Here is a 13,936-nt window from a genome sequence, read left to right on the forward strand (position 1 = left end):
CGCCATAGTCTTCGCCGCGCCCCCATTCGTGGCATCTGCGTTGTCAATATAGTGCCACGAAGGACTGGATGTGGGCACCGTCCAGCGCGAGAATCTTGGCAACTTTTGGCAAGTCACTTGTCAATTCGGATGCGATCATCTTAGGTTTACGGCGTACCAACCGGGCAACTACCGTCGCCCGCAACGCCATCCACGCCACCCGTGCCAGCGTCCGGGCCACACCTGGAGACCTCATGCCCAAGCACCTGCAGCTGCTCCTGACCGCCGCGATCCTGTCCTCCGCCGTGACCACCCTGCCGCTCGAAACGAAATCCGACATCGACTGGCCGACCCCCCGACCCACGACCACCACCACGACCGTGACCGCCCCCGACGCCGGCTCCGCGGGAGACATCGACTGGCCCTGACCCTCACCCCGACCACGCGGCCCCACCCCGACCGGGTCCGCCGGCGCAGGCACACTCCCGCCCTCGCCGGCACACCGCCCGAACCGAGGAGTGCGCATCCGCTCCGCCGATGGTCCACCCGCACCTCGGGCCCATGACGCGGCACGCACGGCAGGACCCGACCCTGCCCGTACCGACGGCTGCCACCGCTCCAACCGGCAGGCCGGCCATCGGCGTCGGGCGAGCGTCGGACTGTGGGCGGGTCGGACTGTGGGCGGAGAGGGCAGGATTCGAACCTGCGCGGGCCCGAGGGCCCTGCTCGGCCGTTGCCGGCCAGGCACCCGATCAGCCGCTCCGGGCACCTCTCCCCCGCCACGGGAACCCGTTTCCGGCACTCCCTGACGTGCCCTCAGGATGACGAGGCGCCCTGACCGGGCACTGACACCCGGCTGACCCCGGCCGACACCCGAGCAGCGGCCGTATGACTTCCGTAAGCACGTCGAGGCCGCTGCGGAGGGCATCCAGGCGGTCAGATGGACGGGTGGAAGAAAACACCCCTCCCCCGCACCGCAGGCCGTACGACCTCCCGCTCCCCACCCCGCCGGACGCCCTCCGGCGCGGGCCGCTGCGCGAGGGGACGTTCGGCTCCGCGCTGCACGAGCCCCGCACGGCCGTGGTGCTCGGCAGGTGGCTCGGCGCGGCGCTGCTCACCTGCTTCCTGACGGGCCTGTTCAGCCATCTCGTCCAGGAGGGGCCAGGCTGGCTGCCGAGCCGGCCGGTGAACGGGTACCGGGTGACCCAGGGGCTGCACGTGATCAGCGGGATCGCCGCGATCCCGCTGCTGGCCGCGAAGCTCTGGGCGGTCTACCCGAAGCTGTTCGAGTGGCCGCCGGCCCGCAGCGTGCTGCACGCGCTGGAGCGCCTCGGGATCGCCGTGCTGGTGGCCGCGATGCTGCTGGAGCTGTTCACCGGCCTGTTCAACACCCTGCAGTGGTATCCGTGGCCGTTCCCGTTCCGGCAGACGCACTTCTGGCTGGGCTGGCTGGCCACCGGCGGACTGCTGCTGCACGTCGCCGCCAAGGCCCCGCTGGTCGCCGCGCACTGGCGGCGGGTCAGGCCGGGTCTCGCCCAGCGGCGGGCCTTCCTGACGGCGGTCGCCGCCTCGGTCGGCGCGGTCACCCTGACCACGGCCGGGCAGAGCGTCCCGTGGCTGCGGGTCACCGACCTGTTCGCGCCGCGCCGCCCGGACCTCGGCCCGCAGGGCCTGCCGGTGAACCGCACCGCCGTCCAGGCCGGCACCGCGACCGTACCCGCCGACTGGCGGCTGGCGGTGGACGGCCCGCGACCGCTCGCCCTCTCCCTCGCCGACCTCGCCCGACTCCCCCAGTACGAGGCCGAGTTGCCGATCGCCTGTGTCGAGGGCTGGAGCGCCTCGGCCCGCTGGACGGGTGTCCGCGTCCGTGACCTGCTGGAGCTCGCCGGCGCCCCGGCCGGCGCCCGGGTGCGGATCACCTCGCTGGAGGCCGACGGCCCGTACCGGGTGACGGACCTGCCCGCCGCGCATGCCCGCGACCCGCTCACCCTGCTCGCCCTGCGGGTCAACGGCGAGGTGCTGGACCCCGACCACGGCTACCCGGCGCGGATCATGGCTCCCAACCGGCCCGGCGTCCTGCAGACCAAGTGGGTCGCCCGGATGGAGGTGCTGTGATGCGGACGCTGCGCGCCGTCCTCGTGCTCGCCGGCCTCGCGCTGACCGGCTACGGCCTCTACGGGCTGCTCACCGACCATTTCGTCCAGCACCCCCTGGAGATCGCCGAGTGGGCGGTCGGCGGTCTGCTCCTCCATGACGGCCTCTGGGTGCCGCTGATCTGCGTGCTCGGCGCCACCCTCGCCCGCAGCACCCCCGTCCGCACCGGCCTGGTCCTGGCCGCCGCCGTCACCGCCGTCGCCCTCCCCGCCGTCCTGCGGGCCGGTGTCGACGGCGGCAATCCGACCGTCCTGCCGCTCCCCTACCTGCGCAACTGGCTCCTGGCGCTGGCGGCGATCGCCGTCGTGGCCACCGTCTGGGCCCTGATCGGCCGACGCCGCAGGCGTGCCGGGTGATCCCGGTCCGGGGCCGCCGTCACGAGGCCGGGCGCGGTGGCGGAGCACCGGTTCCGGCGTGGCCGCCGTCCCTGGGCGGCCGGTGCGCCACCGGCAGGTGGCCCGCCTTCCGGTGGTACTCGACGGTGAGGAGGAGCACGCGCGTCAGGGTCTGTTCCCACGCGGCCATCCCGCTCTGCCGCAGCAGCGTGCGCGCCGCCATGGCGTCGATGCCGGCCTGGACGGTGTAGGTCTGCGGGTCGCCCACCGAGGCCAGGCCCGCGAGGGCCTTCAGGCAGTACCGCATCAGGTCCGCCGCCCTGGGAGGCGACGCGTAGATCAGAGCCCTGCCCAGCGCGACGGCCTCGTCGAAGGCGCGCCGTGCGGGGAACGACGTCCCGTCGGGGAACGTCACCGGTACGAAGCTCCACAGCTCGGCGGCCGTCTCCTCCAGGCGGCTGACCGCGCGGGCCCGCAGGACGGCGCCGGTCCGCTCGACCGTCCTCGTCGCGGGAAGCCGGGAAAAAGGGCGCATGGAGGTTCCTCCTCAAGGATCACGGTGGTCTCACCTCGGCCCGGGGCGGCCCCTCCTCCGGATGACGGGAGGCCGTGGGCCGATGGTACGAGCGGTACGAGGCCGGTCGGCCGGCCGTGAAGCAGCCCTAACGGTCGCCTAAGGTTGCGCTCACCTTCGGCCGGCCGCTGCGTTTAGCCGAGCCTTAGGGGTAGCTGCGGGGCAGCTGAGCACGCCGGATCCGGCCCTGGGACGGTCGTACGATCGCGGTGTCGATCCGACGGTGACGAGGTGTTCCGTCGGCGACACGCGGGCTTCGGGCAGCACCCCACTGCCGACCGGGTCCTGCCCGCCGCAGGTGGGACGGCCCGGCCTCGCCGTCCCACCGCCCCGCCGGTGGGCGCGGCCGTCGATCCCCTGTCCGGTCGACGGCCGCGCCCACCCCTCCGCGCCGCCGCCCCGGCCAGGTTGATGGGGCGTCAGGCCCCTGCCCCGTCGGTGGCGACCACACGGCCGGGGTCACCGTCGCCGGTGGGCCGGCTGCTCAGGTGACGCTCCAGGTCTGGTTCGCCTGGTGGTAGCCGCAGTACCACAGCTGGACCATGGTGCCGCTGGAAGTGCGGCCGTTGTAGACGTCCAGGCACAGGCCGGACCTCACGTCGACCAGGGCACCGCTGACGCCCGTCCGCCACAGCTGCCGGCCGTCCCTGGTGCAGGGCCACACGTGCACCGGTGTCCCGGGTTGGACGCCGCCGTTCCACGGCGCGAGGCACGCGCCACCGCGGTCGCGGACCTCGCCGGCCTGGGTGAGGGTCCACTGCTGGTCCCGGTCGGCGTCGCAGTCCCGGATGTCCACCCGGGTCTGGCCGCTGACGGTCAGGCAGCGTCCGGAGGCCGCGCTCACCAGCACTCCGTCGAGGTCCGGGCTCACCGTGGGTGAGGGCGAGGGCCTCGGGGTGGGCGAGGGAGAGGGCGACGGCGCGGCCGTCGGCGTGGCGCTGGGGGTCGGCGAGGGTGTGGACGGGGCGACGGTCGGCGACGGCGAGGCCGTGGGTGTCCAGGTCGAGGGCAGCAGCGGCCCGGCGATCGGCGCGGTCAGGGCGTCCGGTGTGGTGACGACGGCCAGCACGCCGACGGCCGCCGTGGTGGCCACCAGCCCGGCGGCCAGCATGCCGATGACCTGAGGCGCCCTCAGCCAGGGCTCGACCACCGGACGCAGTCTCCGCCGGTCGACGCGCGGCCGGGCCCGGGCGGAGTCCTGGGGTGCGGACGCCGTCCGCTGCACGGGCACCCGCACCGGGGGCTGCCCGCAACGGCAGCCCTGCGCCTGGCCGTTCCGCTCGCATGCCGCGCACCGCGATGCAGCCTTCATGGCACCACCCCTCTGTCGCGGAAACCAGGCGCCACCATCGCGGTCGCACCATCCTGCCGCCTCTTGCCGTCGGTCGGGCCGCCGCCGGCGCACGTCGGACCTCCCGCACAGGAGATCCGGCCGAATGCCGGTAATAACGGAAAGTACCGGCCGGACCGGTCGGTCGTCACCAGGCGGGCTCAGGACTGCCGGCGCAGCCGACGGCTCTCCGCGGCGCGGCGGCGCCGGTGGCCCCAGGAGGCGGCGAGGCCGCGGTCCGGGTCGGGGGCGAGGCCGAGGACCACCTCGACGTGCGCTCCGCCGAGCCGGCTGCGCCGTAGCCGTACGTGGCCTCTGGTCGCGTTCGCGGCGCTGTGCGCGATGTCCAGGCCGAGGCCGGTCGACCCGCCCGTACTGGCGCCCCGGGACACCGCGCCGTCCGGGTCGGCGATGCCGGGCCCCGCGTCCTCGACCACCAGGACGACGCTCTGCGCGGTCCGCCGTACGCTCACCCCGAAGGCCGTGCCCTGCGGGGTGTGCCGGAAGACGTTGCCGACCAGGGCGTCCACGACGGCGGCCAGGTCGTCCTCCGGCAGCGGGACGGAGGTCGGCTCGTCGGTGGCGGCGAAGGCGCAGGCCCGGCCCTGCTGCTCGGCGAGCATCGACCAGAAGCCGACCCGGCGGCCGGCCACCTCGGCGACCCGGCAGGACGCCGACGGCCCGGCCGCCACCGGGCCCGCCTTCCCGGGCTCGGGCGCCGTCACCCGCGTGGACAGCGGTGTCTGGGCCGCGCGGATGATCGAGTCGAGTTCGGACTCCAGCTGGCGGACGGCCGCCCCCAGCTGGGCCGAACCGGGGACCGGCCCGATCCGCTCGGACGCGACGGTCAGCGCCATCAGCGGTGTCCGCAGCCGGTGCGAGAGGTCGGCGACCAACTCCCGCTCGCTCGCCAGCAGCTGGGACACCCGGTCCGCCATCACGTTGAACGCCACGCCGGCCTCGTACAGTTCGCTGGGGCCGGCCGGCTCCACCCGTACGGCCAGGTCTCCGGCGCCGAGGGCGGTGGAGGCCCGGGACAGGCCGCGTGAGGCCCCGACCATCCGGGAGCCGAGGCGGTCGGCCACCACGACCGAGGCGATCACCAGGCAGACGGCCAGCAGCCCCATCACCGTCCAGGCCCTGGTCACCCCGCGGGTCAGCTCGGCCTGCGGCACGAACTCCTCCACCACCGCGACCCGGCCGCCGTCCAGCAGCACGGGTTGCAGGTAGGCCCACCCGCCGGGCACGTTGCCCGCGGTGGACTTCCGGTCCGTCACGGCCCGGGTGAGCATCTCCTCGGGGGCGTGCGTCTCGCCGACGACCTGACCCTCCGGCAGGTGCACGCACGGCCGCTCGCCCCGGGGTATGCCGGACACCGCCAGCGCCAGCTCCCCCGGCTGGGAGGAGAGGACCATGGCCGGCAGCACCGCCACCGCCCGCCGCTCGGCGACGATCGTCGCCTGGGTCTCCACCTGGGTGCGCACCAGCAGGCCGAGCGGGATCAGGAAGGACACGGCCACCATCGAGGTGACCACCAGGGCGACCATCGCGAGTGTGGCCCTCACCGCGGCGACACCAGCTTCACCCCGACACCCCTGACGGTGTGCAGGTAGCGGGGCGTCGACGCCCGTTCACCGAGCTTGCGGCGCAGGCACGACAGGTGCACGTCGACGGTCTGCTCGTCCACGTACGGCAGGCGCCACACCTCGGCCAGCAGCTGCCGTTTGGAGACCACCCGCCCGGCGTTCCTCGCCAGGAACTCCAGCAGGTCGAACTCGCGCCGGGTCAGGGCCAGTTCCCGGCCGGCGAGCTGGGCGGCGCGCGCCGTCGGATCGATCCACAGCTCGCCGACGACCAGCGGCGCGGTGCCGGCGGCGGCACCGCCGTCGGGGCCGCCGCCGAGCCCGGCCGCCCCGGTCTGCACGGCGCTGCGGCGCAGGACGGCCGCGAGCCGGGCGACGAGCTGCCCGGCGGAGAACGGCTTGACCAGGTAGTCGTCGGCGCCGGCGTTGAGCAGCTTGATGATCTCCCGGTCGTCGGAGCGGGCGGTCGCCACCAGGACCGGCACCTGGGACAGCCCGCGGATCATCCGCAGCGCGTCGGCGCCGTCCAGGTCGGGCAGTCCGAGGTCGAGCACCACCGCGTCCGGCTGCCACTGCGTGACCTCCCGCAGAGCGCCGAGGGCGTCGGGGGACGTACGCACGACGAGCCCGTGCGCGGTCAGTTCGTCCAGCAGGTAGGTACGGATGATCGGGTCGTCTTCGACGACGAGCACGGACGTCATGGCGGACACCGTAGCGGACCGTCCGGCCGGCCCCCAGCCCCGCCAACTGCGCGAACGCACCGGGCGGGCCCGGCGGCCGGGGCGGCGGGCCGGAGGTCAGCGGAACCTCAGGGCAACGTTAGGGGAGTCTGAGCACCGCGGATCGACTGCCGGGCAGCCCGTACGATCAGTCGCAGCGGCATGCACCGTGGCAACTCACCGCCCGAACCGGCGTCATCACTCGACGGGCCGGAACCCGTCCAGGGCGTGCGAGCAGACACAGTCCCGGGCGGCCGGCAGCCCTTCGAAGGCCGCGAACAGGACGGTCCGCAGCCGGTCGACGTTGCGGCCGAAGACCGCCAGCACCTCGGCGTGGGTGACGCCCTCCCCGGTCTCGACACCCGCGTCCAGATCGGTGACCAGGGCCAACGAGGTGTAGCAGAGGCCGAGTTCGCGGGCCAGGACGGCCTCCGGGTGGCCGGTCATGCCGATCACCGACCAACCGTTCCCGGTGTACCAGCGGGACTCTGCGCGGGTGGAGAAGCGCGGCCCCTCGATGACCACCAGGGTGCCGCCGTCCACCGCCTCCCAGCCGCTGTCCCGCGCGGCGGCGAGGGCCGCGCGCCGGCCGTCCGGGCAGTACGGGTCGGCCATCGACACGTGCACCACCTCGGGCACCGTCCCGTCCGGGAGCGGCAGCCCGTCGTAGTAGGTCTGTACCCGGCCGGTCGTCCGGTCGACGAACTGGTCCGGCACGACGAGCGTCCCCGGCCCGTACTCGGGGCGCAGCCCGCCGACCGCGCACGGGCCGAGCACCTGCCGTACGCCCAGCGAGCGCAGCGCCCAGAGGTTGGCCCGGTAGTTGATCCGGTGCGGTGGCAGGGTGTGGCCGCGGCCGTGGCGCGGGAGGAAGGCGACGGTGCGCCCGGCCGCCTCGCCGACGAAGAGCGAGTCGCTGGGCGGCCCGTACGGGGTGTCGACGGTGACCTCGGTGACGTCGTCCAGCAGCGCGTACAGCCCGGAGCCGCCGATCACGCCGAGTTCGGCCCGTACGGGGGCTTCTGATTGCGAGTCGGCCATGGGGCTCTCGTCCTTCCCTGGGTGGGTACTGCGGCCCGGTCGGGACGCCGCCACCAGCCTATGAGCCGCCCGGCCCGGAATCAGGCCGGGAACCTTACGGTTCGCGTACGGCGCCGCGTACAGTGACACCCCGGACGGACAGGAGTGACCACGTGGACAGACAGGCTGCGGTACCGCGGGCCGGCGACCACCAGGCCCTGGCGTGGCGGGTGCGGCCCACGTCGCCGAGCGCCGCGGTGCTGGTGCTGCACGGCGGCCAGGTGGCCGGTCTGCGTGCGCCCGGGCCGGTCAACCTTCCGGGCCTGCGGATGCGCGGATTCACCTGCGCCGTGGAGCGGGCCACCGCGGGCGCGGACGTCGCGGTCGGGACGGTCCGCTACCGCTGCCGGGGCTGGAACGGCGACCGGGCGGACGCCGCCCGGGACACCCTGGCCGCGCTCTCCGACCTCGCGGAGGAACTCGGCCCGGTGCCGACCGTACTGATCGGCCACTCGATGGGCGGCCGGGCCGCACTGCGGGCCGCCGGCCACCCGTGCGTGACCGGCGTGGTCGCGCTGGCCCCCTGGTGCCCCGAGGACGAACCCTGCGAGCACCTGTCGGACCGGCGGCTGCTGATGCTGCACGGTGACCGGGACCGGGTGACGGCCCCCGCCGACACCCTGGTCTTCGCCGGCCGGGCCCGCGCGGCGGGCGCCCAGGTCGCGGGCTACCGGGTCGAGGGCAGCGGGCACACCCTGCTGCGCCGGGCCGGCGACTGGCACCGGGCGGCGGCCCGGCTCACCGCCGGGCTGCTGGGCCTGGCCGAACTGCCCGCGGAGGTGGCCGCCGCGCTCGCGCTGCGCTCGCCGCTGGAGGGCGGGCTCCAACTGCCGCTGGCGGCGGCCGGCCACCGCTGACCCTCACGGTTTGCGGGCGACCCCGGCGTAGCAGGAGGCCTCGATGTCGGTCGAGGCCGCGGCCCGCTCCTCGTCGTCCGGCTGCCACCGGTGGGCCGGCACTATGCCCGGGTCGAGCAGCTCCCAGCCGTCGAAGAACCGGGCGATCTCCGCACGCGTGCGGGCCTGGACGGCGGTGCCGGCCGCCCGGTAGGTGTCGGTGACCCGGGCGATGCCGGCCGGGTCGAAGTCCGGGGTCGCGTGCGAGATGGCCAGCGTGCTGCCCGACGGCAGGGTCGCCTTGAAGTGCTCGACGATCTCGTGGGCGCCGCGCTCGTCGGGGACGAAGTGCAGCAGCGCGTTCAGACTGAGCGCGACCGGGCGGTCGAGGTCGAGGGTGTCGAGCAGTTCCGGCGCCTTGAGCAGCGCGGCCGGGTCGGTCACGTCGGACTGGACGTAGGCGGTCCGGCCGAGGGGGTGGCTCTGCAGCAGGGCCCGCGCGTGCGCCAGCACGATTGGGTCGTTGTCCGTGTAGACCACCCGCGCCTCGGGGCGTTCGCCCTGGACCACCTCGTGCAGGTTCGGCGAGGTGGGGATCCCGGTCCCGACGTCGAGGAACTGGGCGAGTCCGAGGCGGGCGAGCAGGCGGGTGGAGCGGTGCATGAACCGGCGGTTGATCCGGGCCGCGGTCGGGGCCGACGGGAACGCCTCGATCGCCTGCGCGGCGGCCTCCCGGTCGGCGGGGAAGTTGGTCTTCCCGCCCAGGAAGTAGTCGTACATCCGGGCCGAGTGGGCCCGGTCGAGCTCCAGATCGACCATGCCGTCCGCATCTGCCATCGTCTGCCCCCTCGCACTGTCGGACGGCCCACCGGAGGAACCGGCGGGCCGGGTGCCGCCGTCCTTCCGAGGTACTGATCACCCGAATGGAGCGGAGCGTAGTCATACTATTGCCCTGTGGCAGAAAACTTCCGGAGCCGCTGCACATCGGGGGCACAAATCCGGTTGGCTGGCCACTAGGAGAACGCCTGTGCCAGAACCGCCGCGTCCCCCGGCGCGGACTACCCCCCGAACAGCCCTGACAGGAAAGCCTGATGGGACACCCGCCCACCGACCTCCCGGGCAGCGAGACGCTGTCCCCGCCACGGCCGTCCTTACCGCGGTCGCACCACCGCCCGGCCGCCCGGCGGACCCCGGTGACCTTCGACGCCTTCCACGAGTACCACCACAAGCTCTGGCTCCGCTACGCCCACACCCACGTCGGCCGGCGCGACGCCGCCCGCACCGTGGTCGAGGACGCCTGCGCCGACCTGCTGCGCAACTGGGACCACGTGCTCGCCCAGGAGTCGGTGCCCGGCTACGCCTGGACCGTCCTCAAGGAGCACGTCCACGACTGGCTCGACCGGCACGGCCGGCAGCCGGCCATGGTCGGCACCGCGGCCTTCCAGGCGGCGATCGGCAAACTGCTGGTCCACGAGCTCCGGGACGAGTTCGCCGTCATCGAGAGCGAACTCGGCCTGTACGCGGCGATCGCCGAACTGCCGGACCGTCAGTACGACGTGGTGGTGGTGCGCTACGTACTCGGCCGCTCGGACCGCGAGGTGGCGCAGTACCTGGGGATCGAGGAGGCCACCGTCCGCTCGCACGTACGGCACGCCAAGCGGCGCCTCGCGAAGAGACTGAACCTGCCCAGTTGTCCCGAGCCGGAAGAGTGACCGTGCACCGCGCCCACGAACACCCGTCCGTCGAACGGATGCTCGGCGACGCCGAGATCCTCGCCGACGAGTACGAGGACTACGACGGCGCGGCCGCGCGCGAGCGGATCGCCGCCCTGCCGCGGGCCCACCGGGCCCCGCGGTCGTCCTCCCCCGGGTACCGGTTCCCGGCCGGTACCGACCGGGCCGCCCACGACCTCGACCTGGCCGTCACCCTGGTCGTCACCGCACCCCACGCCGCGGCCGGGCTGCGGCGGCTCGCGGACGGGGAGGACATGGACCCGGCCGGCGCCCTGGTGTTCGGCGCGCTGCTGCACCTGGCCGGGTACCGCGACGCCGCCTGCTTCTGGTGGCAGTTCGCGGCCGGCGGCGGCAGCCGGAACGCCGCCTTCTGCCTCTTCCTGGCGCACCGCAGGCGCGCCGAGTTCCGGGACGCGGAGCACTGGCGCACCCAGGGGCGCCGGCTCACCGCCCATCTGCACCGGCACTCCGCGAGCGGCTCGCGGGAGTCGCTGCTGCCGCAGGAGGTCCAGCACGACCTGATCAAGCAGTGCCACAGCGGGCGGCGCCTGGTCCTGCCGCCCCGCCTCGAAGCGGCCATCAACCGCCTGCATGTCGAGTGCCCCGACGCCGACTTCGGCGAGATCCCGCAGCCCTCCGCCACGCTCGCCGAGGAACTCACCGCCCCCACGGGGCCCTGAGGCCCGACCGCCGTCAACACCGGTGCCGGAGATTCACCCGGACTTGCCCGCTTGGCCTGCGGGAACAGGGGCAGACGGGCACCGGAAGCCCGGCCCCGGGTAACCCGGGCGGCAGAACGAGGAGCGGATCGTGGTCGAGGTCAACGGTGTGGTCGGAGTGTACGGATCGATGCGGGACGCCGAGGAGGCCGTCCGCATTCTGCTCGAACAGGGAGTGCCCGCCGACGAGTTGTCGGTCATCGGTCAGGAGCTGCGGAGCCAGACCGAGGTGCACGGCTTCGTCTGCGCCGACGACGGGAGCGACAGCTGGACGGGCGGCCTGTTCGGCGTGCTGAGCGGCACCGCGCTGCTGCTGGTACCGGAGGTCGGGCCGCTGCTGGTGCTCGGCCCGCTGGCGGCCGGCGCCGTCGCGGCCGCCGAGGACGCGGCCTGCGGCGGCGGTCTGGACACCCTGCTCGGGCACTTCCTGACCGAGCGCCACGTGCCCGGCTACGCCCAGCACGTCCAGGCCGGCAGCTACCTGGTGGTGCGGCACGGCCCCGGCGCCCCGGACGGCGCGCTGGTGATGCAGTACAACACCACCCCGGTGGCCGAGATCGAACGCATCGACGACCTGGTCCCGGCGCAGCTGACCGGCGACCGCGTGCACTGAGCGCCGGACCCGGGCGGCCCGTCATGCCTTCGCAGGCCGACAGGGCATGACGGGCCGCCCGGACGGGCAGACGAGCCACGGCACCCCGCGGGCGGGCCGGTTCCGGGGGCATTGTGGTCTCCCGGCGACAGCATCGGAACGAGGAGGCGGATGTGGCGCAGCGGCATGTGGACCTGGTGGGGTACCGGGTCGACGCGGTCGACGGCCATGTCGGCCGGGTCGACCGGCACTCGGTGTACCTGGACGAGCGGCACATCCTGGTGGACACCGGTGTCTGGGTCTTCGGCAAGGAGATCAGCGTGCCGATGTCCGCGGTGGCCGACCTGGACGAGGACGGGCGCACGGTGCGGCTGGACATGACCAGGGAGCAGCTCAAGCAGCTGTACCGCGACCAGACCGCCGCCTACTTCCCCACCGGGAGCTGACCCGGCCGGCGGCGGCCGCCCGCTCAGCCCTTGACCGCCCCGGCGGTCAGGCCGCCCGCCAGGTGCCGCTGGACGAGCAGGAAGAACACCACCACCGGGAGCGCGACGATGGTCGATCCGGCCATCAGCGCCCCGTAGTCGGTGCCCTCGGTGGTCACGAAGTGGGTCAGCCACAGCGGGACGGTGTGCTTGTCGGGGGTGCCCAGCAGGAAGTACGCGAAGAGGTACTCGTTCCAGGCCAGCACCATCGCGTAGACGGAGGTGGCGATCAGGCCGGGCAGGGTGAGCGGCAGCACGACGCGGCGGAAGGCGGCCGCCCGGCCGCAGCCGTCGACCATGGCGGCCTCCTCCAGTTCGCGCGGGACGGCGGCCACGAATCCCCGCAGCGTCCAGACGGCGAAGGGCAGGACGAACGCGAGGTAGGTGACGACCAGTCCGGTGATGCTGTCGGACAGGCCGACGTCGCTGAGGGTGAGGAAGATCGGGATCACCAGGGCGACGTGCGGCACCATCTGGACCAGCATGACGGCGGCCACGTACAGCCCCTTCCCCCGGAAGCGGAAGCGGGCGACGGCGAGTGCCGAGCCGAGGGCCACGGCCATCGCCAGCACCACGGTCGCCCCCGTGACCACGGCGCTGTTGCCGACGGCGCGCCAGAACAGCGGGTCGGCGGCGACCTTGGAGAAGTGCGCGACGGTCGGCCGGTGCGGCCACAGCCGGGGAGTGGCGGCGCGGATCCCGGCGCCGGGCGTGAACGCGGTGGCGGCCATCCAGTAGACGGGGAAGGCCCACACGGCGGCGACGGCGAGCCCGAGCAGCGAGAGCGCGGCCGTCCGGGCCCGGCGGGCTGCGGAGCGGGGGGCGGTCGGGGTCACGGGGTGTCTCCGATCTTCGCGATCTGGCGCAGGTGGACGACCATCACGCCGAGCAGGAGCAGCACGGTCAGCACGGCGGCCGCCGAGGCCAGGCCGTAGTCGTGGCCGGCGTACGCCTTGACGTAGGAGTAGATGCCGAGGGTGTAGTAGTCCTCGCCCGGCGCGCCCTGGCGCAGGATCCAGATCTGGTTGAACACCTGGAAGTCCCAGATCACCGAGAGCGTGGTGAGCAGCGCGAGCAGCGGCCGGAGCAGGGGGAGCACCACCGAGCGCAGCAGCCGCCAGGCTCCCGCGCCGTCCATCCTGGCCGCCTCCAGGAGTTCGGCGGGGATCTGGGCCAGCCCGGCGTACAGGGTGACGGCGATCAGCGGTACGGCGCCCCAGACGACCACCGCGGTGGCGACCGCGAGACCCTGGGTGGCGTCGGCGTACCAGTTGTGGGGCTGCATGCCGAGGGCCCAGTTGACGACGCCGGAGTTGTACTCGGTCATCCAGGCGAAGATCTCGGTCGAGACGAAGGTCGGCACCGACCAGGCGAGGACCAGCGCGCAGGTGATGGCCACCCGGCACCAGCCCGGCACCTGCCGCATCAGCAGGGCGACGGCCGTGCCCACGGCCATCGACAGCCCCGCCATCGCGGCGGTGAGCATGACGGTGCGCAGCAGCACCGTCCGGAACTGCGGGTCGGACAGCAGGGCGGTGTAGTTGTCCGTCCCGACGAAGGCCGGACCGCGGGCGCCGAAGATCTGGCCGACGCCCCAGTGCTGGAAGGACAGCACGACCACCTTGCCGAGCGGATAGGCGAGGACGCCGAGCAGGACCAGGACGGAGGGCGCGACGAGGAGGTAGGGGGTGCGGTCGGTGCGGCGCCGGGAGGGTGGTTCGAGGACGCGGGAGCGGGCCCGGGCCGGCGCTTCGGGTGTGGTCACCACGGGTTGGGTTCCATCCGTCCGGTGGGGGTGTCGACCGTGCCCGCGCGAG

At 74.0% G+C, this 13,936-nt stretch carries 16 protein-coding genes and 1 tRNA gene; 8 read left to right on the forward strand and 9 right to left on the reverse strand.

Annotation, left to right across the window (positions count from 1 at the left end):
- The first annotated feature begins 233 nt into the window (after positions 1–233).
- Positions 234–407: a hypothetical protein gene (locus tag OG871_RS04685; protein ID WP_371494388.1), complete on the forward strand. Its 174-nt coding sequence runs from the start codon at positions 234–236 to the stop codon at positions 405–407.
- Between the two features lie 254 nt (positions 408–661).
- Here the strand turns inward: OG871_RS04685 and OG871_RS04690 are convergent.
- Positions 662–754 (reverse strand) — tRNA-OTHER (locus OG871_RS04690).
- 173 nt (positions 755–927) lie between these two features.
- Here OG871_RS04690 and OG871_RS04695 point away from each other — a divergent pair.
- Both OG871_RS04695 and OG871_RS04700 read left to right on the forward strand, forming a co-directional pair.
- Positions 928–2,094, forward strand: a complete 1,167-nt coding sequence (locus OG871_RS04695; RefSeq protein ID WP_371494389.1) for a molybdopterin-dependent oxidoreductase — start codon at positions 928–930, stop codon at positions 2,092–2,094.
- Positions 2,094–2,489: a hypothetical protein gene (locus OG871_RS04700; RefSeq protein WP_371494390.1), complete on the forward strand. Its 396-nt coding sequence runs from the start codon at positions 2,094–2,096 to the stop codon at positions 2,487–2,489. The genes OG871_RS04695 and OG871_RS04700 overlap by 1 nt, the downstream gene beginning before the upstream one ends.
- 19 nt (positions 2,490–2,508) lie before the next feature.
- Here OG871_RS04700 and OG871_RS04705 read toward each other — a convergent pair whose 3' ends face one another.
- The 5 genes from OG871_RS04705 to OG871_RS04725 form a co-directional block, all read right to left on the reverse strand.
- Complete coding sequence (locus OG871_RS04705; protein ID WP_371494391.1) at positions 2,509–3,003, reverse strand: hypothetical protein; 495 nt, start codon at positions 3,001–3,003, stop codon at positions 2,509–2,511.
- Between the two features lie 523 nt (positions 3,004–3,526).
- Positions 3,527–4,192 carry a ricin-type beta-trefoil lectin domain protein gene (locus OG871_RS04710; protein ID WP_371494392.1) on the reverse strand — a complete coding sequence of 222 codons (666 nt, stop codon included), beginning with the start codon at positions 4,190–4,192 and terminating at the stop codon, positions 3,527–3,529.
- 341 nt (positions 4,193–4,533) lie between these two features.
- Positions 4,534–5,937 (reverse strand): ATP-binding protein, encoded by a 1,404-nt coding sequence (locus tag OG871_RS04715; protein WP_371494393.1) that lies wholly within the window; start codon positions 5,935–5,937, stop codon positions 4,534–4,536.
- Positions 5,934–6,656: a response regulator transcription factor gene (locus tag OG871_RS04720; protein WP_371494394.1), complete on the reverse strand. Its 723-nt coding sequence runs from the start codon at positions 6,654–6,656 to the stop codon at positions 5,934–5,936. The genes OG871_RS04715 and OG871_RS04720 overlap by 4 nt, the downstream gene beginning before the upstream one ends.
- A 216-nt stretch (positions 6,657–6,872) precedes the next feature.
- Entirely contained in the window at positions 6,873–7,715 is an 843-nt protein-coding gene (locus OG871_RS04725) for an S-methyl-5'-thioadenosine phosphorylase (RefSeq protein ID WP_371494395.1), read from the reverse strand.
- Positions 7,716–7,867: 152 nt separating this feature from the next.
- On the opposite strand from OG871_RS04725, the gene OG871_RS04730 reads away from it, so the two are divergent.
- Positions 7,868–8,611 carry an alpha/beta fold hydrolase gene (locus OG871_RS04730; protein ID WP_371494396.1) on the forward strand — a complete coding sequence of 248 codons (744 nt, stop codon included), beginning with the start codon at positions 7,868–7,870 and terminating at the stop codon, positions 8,609–8,611.
- A gap of 3 nt (positions 8,612–8,614) precedes the next feature.
- On the opposite strand, the gene OG871_RS04735 is transcribed toward OG871_RS04730, so the two are convergent.
- Positions 8,615–9,427, reverse strand: coding sequence for an SAM-dependent methyltransferase (locus OG871_RS04735; RefSeq protein ID WP_371494397.1), 813 nt, complete (start codon positions 9,425–9,427; stop codon positions 8,615–8,617).
- 254 nt (positions 9,428–9,681) lie between these two features.
- Here OG871_RS04735 and OG871_RS04740 point away from each other — a divergent pair, with 254 nt between their 5' ends.
- The 4 genes from OG871_RS04740 to OG871_RS04755 all read left to right on the forward strand — a co-directional run bounded on the left by OG871_RS04740 (position 9,682) and on the right by OG871_RS04755 (position 12,080).
- Positions 9,682–10,302: an RNA polymerase sigma factor gene (locus OG871_RS04740; protein ID WP_371494398.1), complete on the forward strand. Its 621-nt coding sequence runs from the start codon at positions 9,682–9,684 to the stop codon at positions 10,300–10,302.
- Positions 10,303–10,304: 2 nt separating this feature from the next.
- The gene (locus tag OG871_RS04745) at positions 10,305–11,003 is read left to right on the forward strand and encodes a hypothetical protein (RefSeq protein WP_371494399.1); all 699 of its coding nucleotides are present in this window, start codon (positions 10,305–10,307) and stop codon (positions 11,001–11,003) included.
- Between the two features lie 130 nt (positions 11,004–11,133).
- Positions 11,134–11,655 carry a hypothetical protein gene (locus tag OG871_RS04750; RefSeq protein WP_371494400.1) on the forward strand — a complete coding sequence of 174 codons (522 nt, stop codon included), beginning with the start codon at positions 11,134–11,136 and terminating at the stop codon, positions 11,653–11,655.
- A gap of 152 nt (positions 11,656–11,807) precedes the next feature.
- Positions 11,808–12,080, forward strand: a complete 273-nt coding sequence (locus OG871_RS04755; protein ID WP_371494401.1) for a hypothetical protein — start codon at positions 11,808–11,810, stop codon at positions 12,078–12,080.
- Positions 12,081–12,103: 23 nt separating this feature from the next.
- Here the strand turns inward: OG871_RS04755 and OG871_RS04760 are convergent, their stop codons facing one another.
- Both OG871_RS04760 and OG871_RS04765 read right to left on the reverse strand, forming a co-directional pair.
- Positions 12,104–12,955 (reverse strand): carbohydrate ABC transporter permease, encoded by an 852-nt coding sequence (locus tag OG871_RS04760; RefSeq protein WP_371494402.1) that lies wholly within the window; start codon positions 12,953–12,955, stop codon positions 12,104–12,106.
- Entirely contained in the window at positions 12,952–13,884 is a 933-nt protein-coding gene (locus OG871_RS04765) for a carbohydrate ABC transporter permease (RefSeq protein ID WP_371494403.1), read from the reverse strand. The genes OG871_RS04760 and OG871_RS04765 overlap by 4 nt, the downstream gene beginning before the upstream one ends.
- Positions 13,885–13,936 lie beyond the last annotated feature (52 nt).

Source organism: Kitasatospora sp. NBC_00374, from assembly GCF_041434935.1.
Classification (GTDB): Bacteria; Actinomycetota; Actinomycetes; order Streptomycetales; family Streptomycetaceae; genus Kitasatospora.

Bases quoted from the DNA above. Each gene is read 5' to 3' on its own strand.
- OG871_RS04685 (WP_371494388.1), top strand. From the start codon at position 234: ATGCCCAAGCACCTGCAGCTGCTCCTGACCGCCGCGATCCTGTCCTCC.
- OG871_RS04700 (WP_371494390.1), top strand. From the start codon at position 2,094: ATGCGGACGCTGCGCGCCGTCCTCGTGCTCGCCGGCCTCGCGCTGACC.
- OG871_RS04705 (WP_371494391.1), bottom strand. From the start codon at position 3,003: ATGCGCCCTTTTTCCCGGCTTCCCGCGACGAGGACGGTCGAGCGGACC.
- OG871_RS04720 (WP_371494394.1), bottom strand. From the start codon at position 6,656: ATGACGTCCGTGCTCGTCGTCGAAGACGACCCGATCATCCGTACCTAC.
- OG871_RS04725 (WP_371494395.1), bottom strand. From the start codon at position 7,715: ATGGCCGACTCGCAATCAGAAGCCCCCGTACGGGCCGAACTCGGCGTG.
- OG871_RS04735 (WP_371494397.1), bottom strand. From the start codon at position 9,427: ATGGCAGATGCGGACGGCATGGTCGATCTGGAGCTCGACCGGGCCCAC.
- OG871_RS04740 (WP_371494398.1), top strand. From the start codon at position 9,682: ATGGGACACCCGCCCACCGACCTCCCGGGCAGCGAGACGCTGTCCCCG.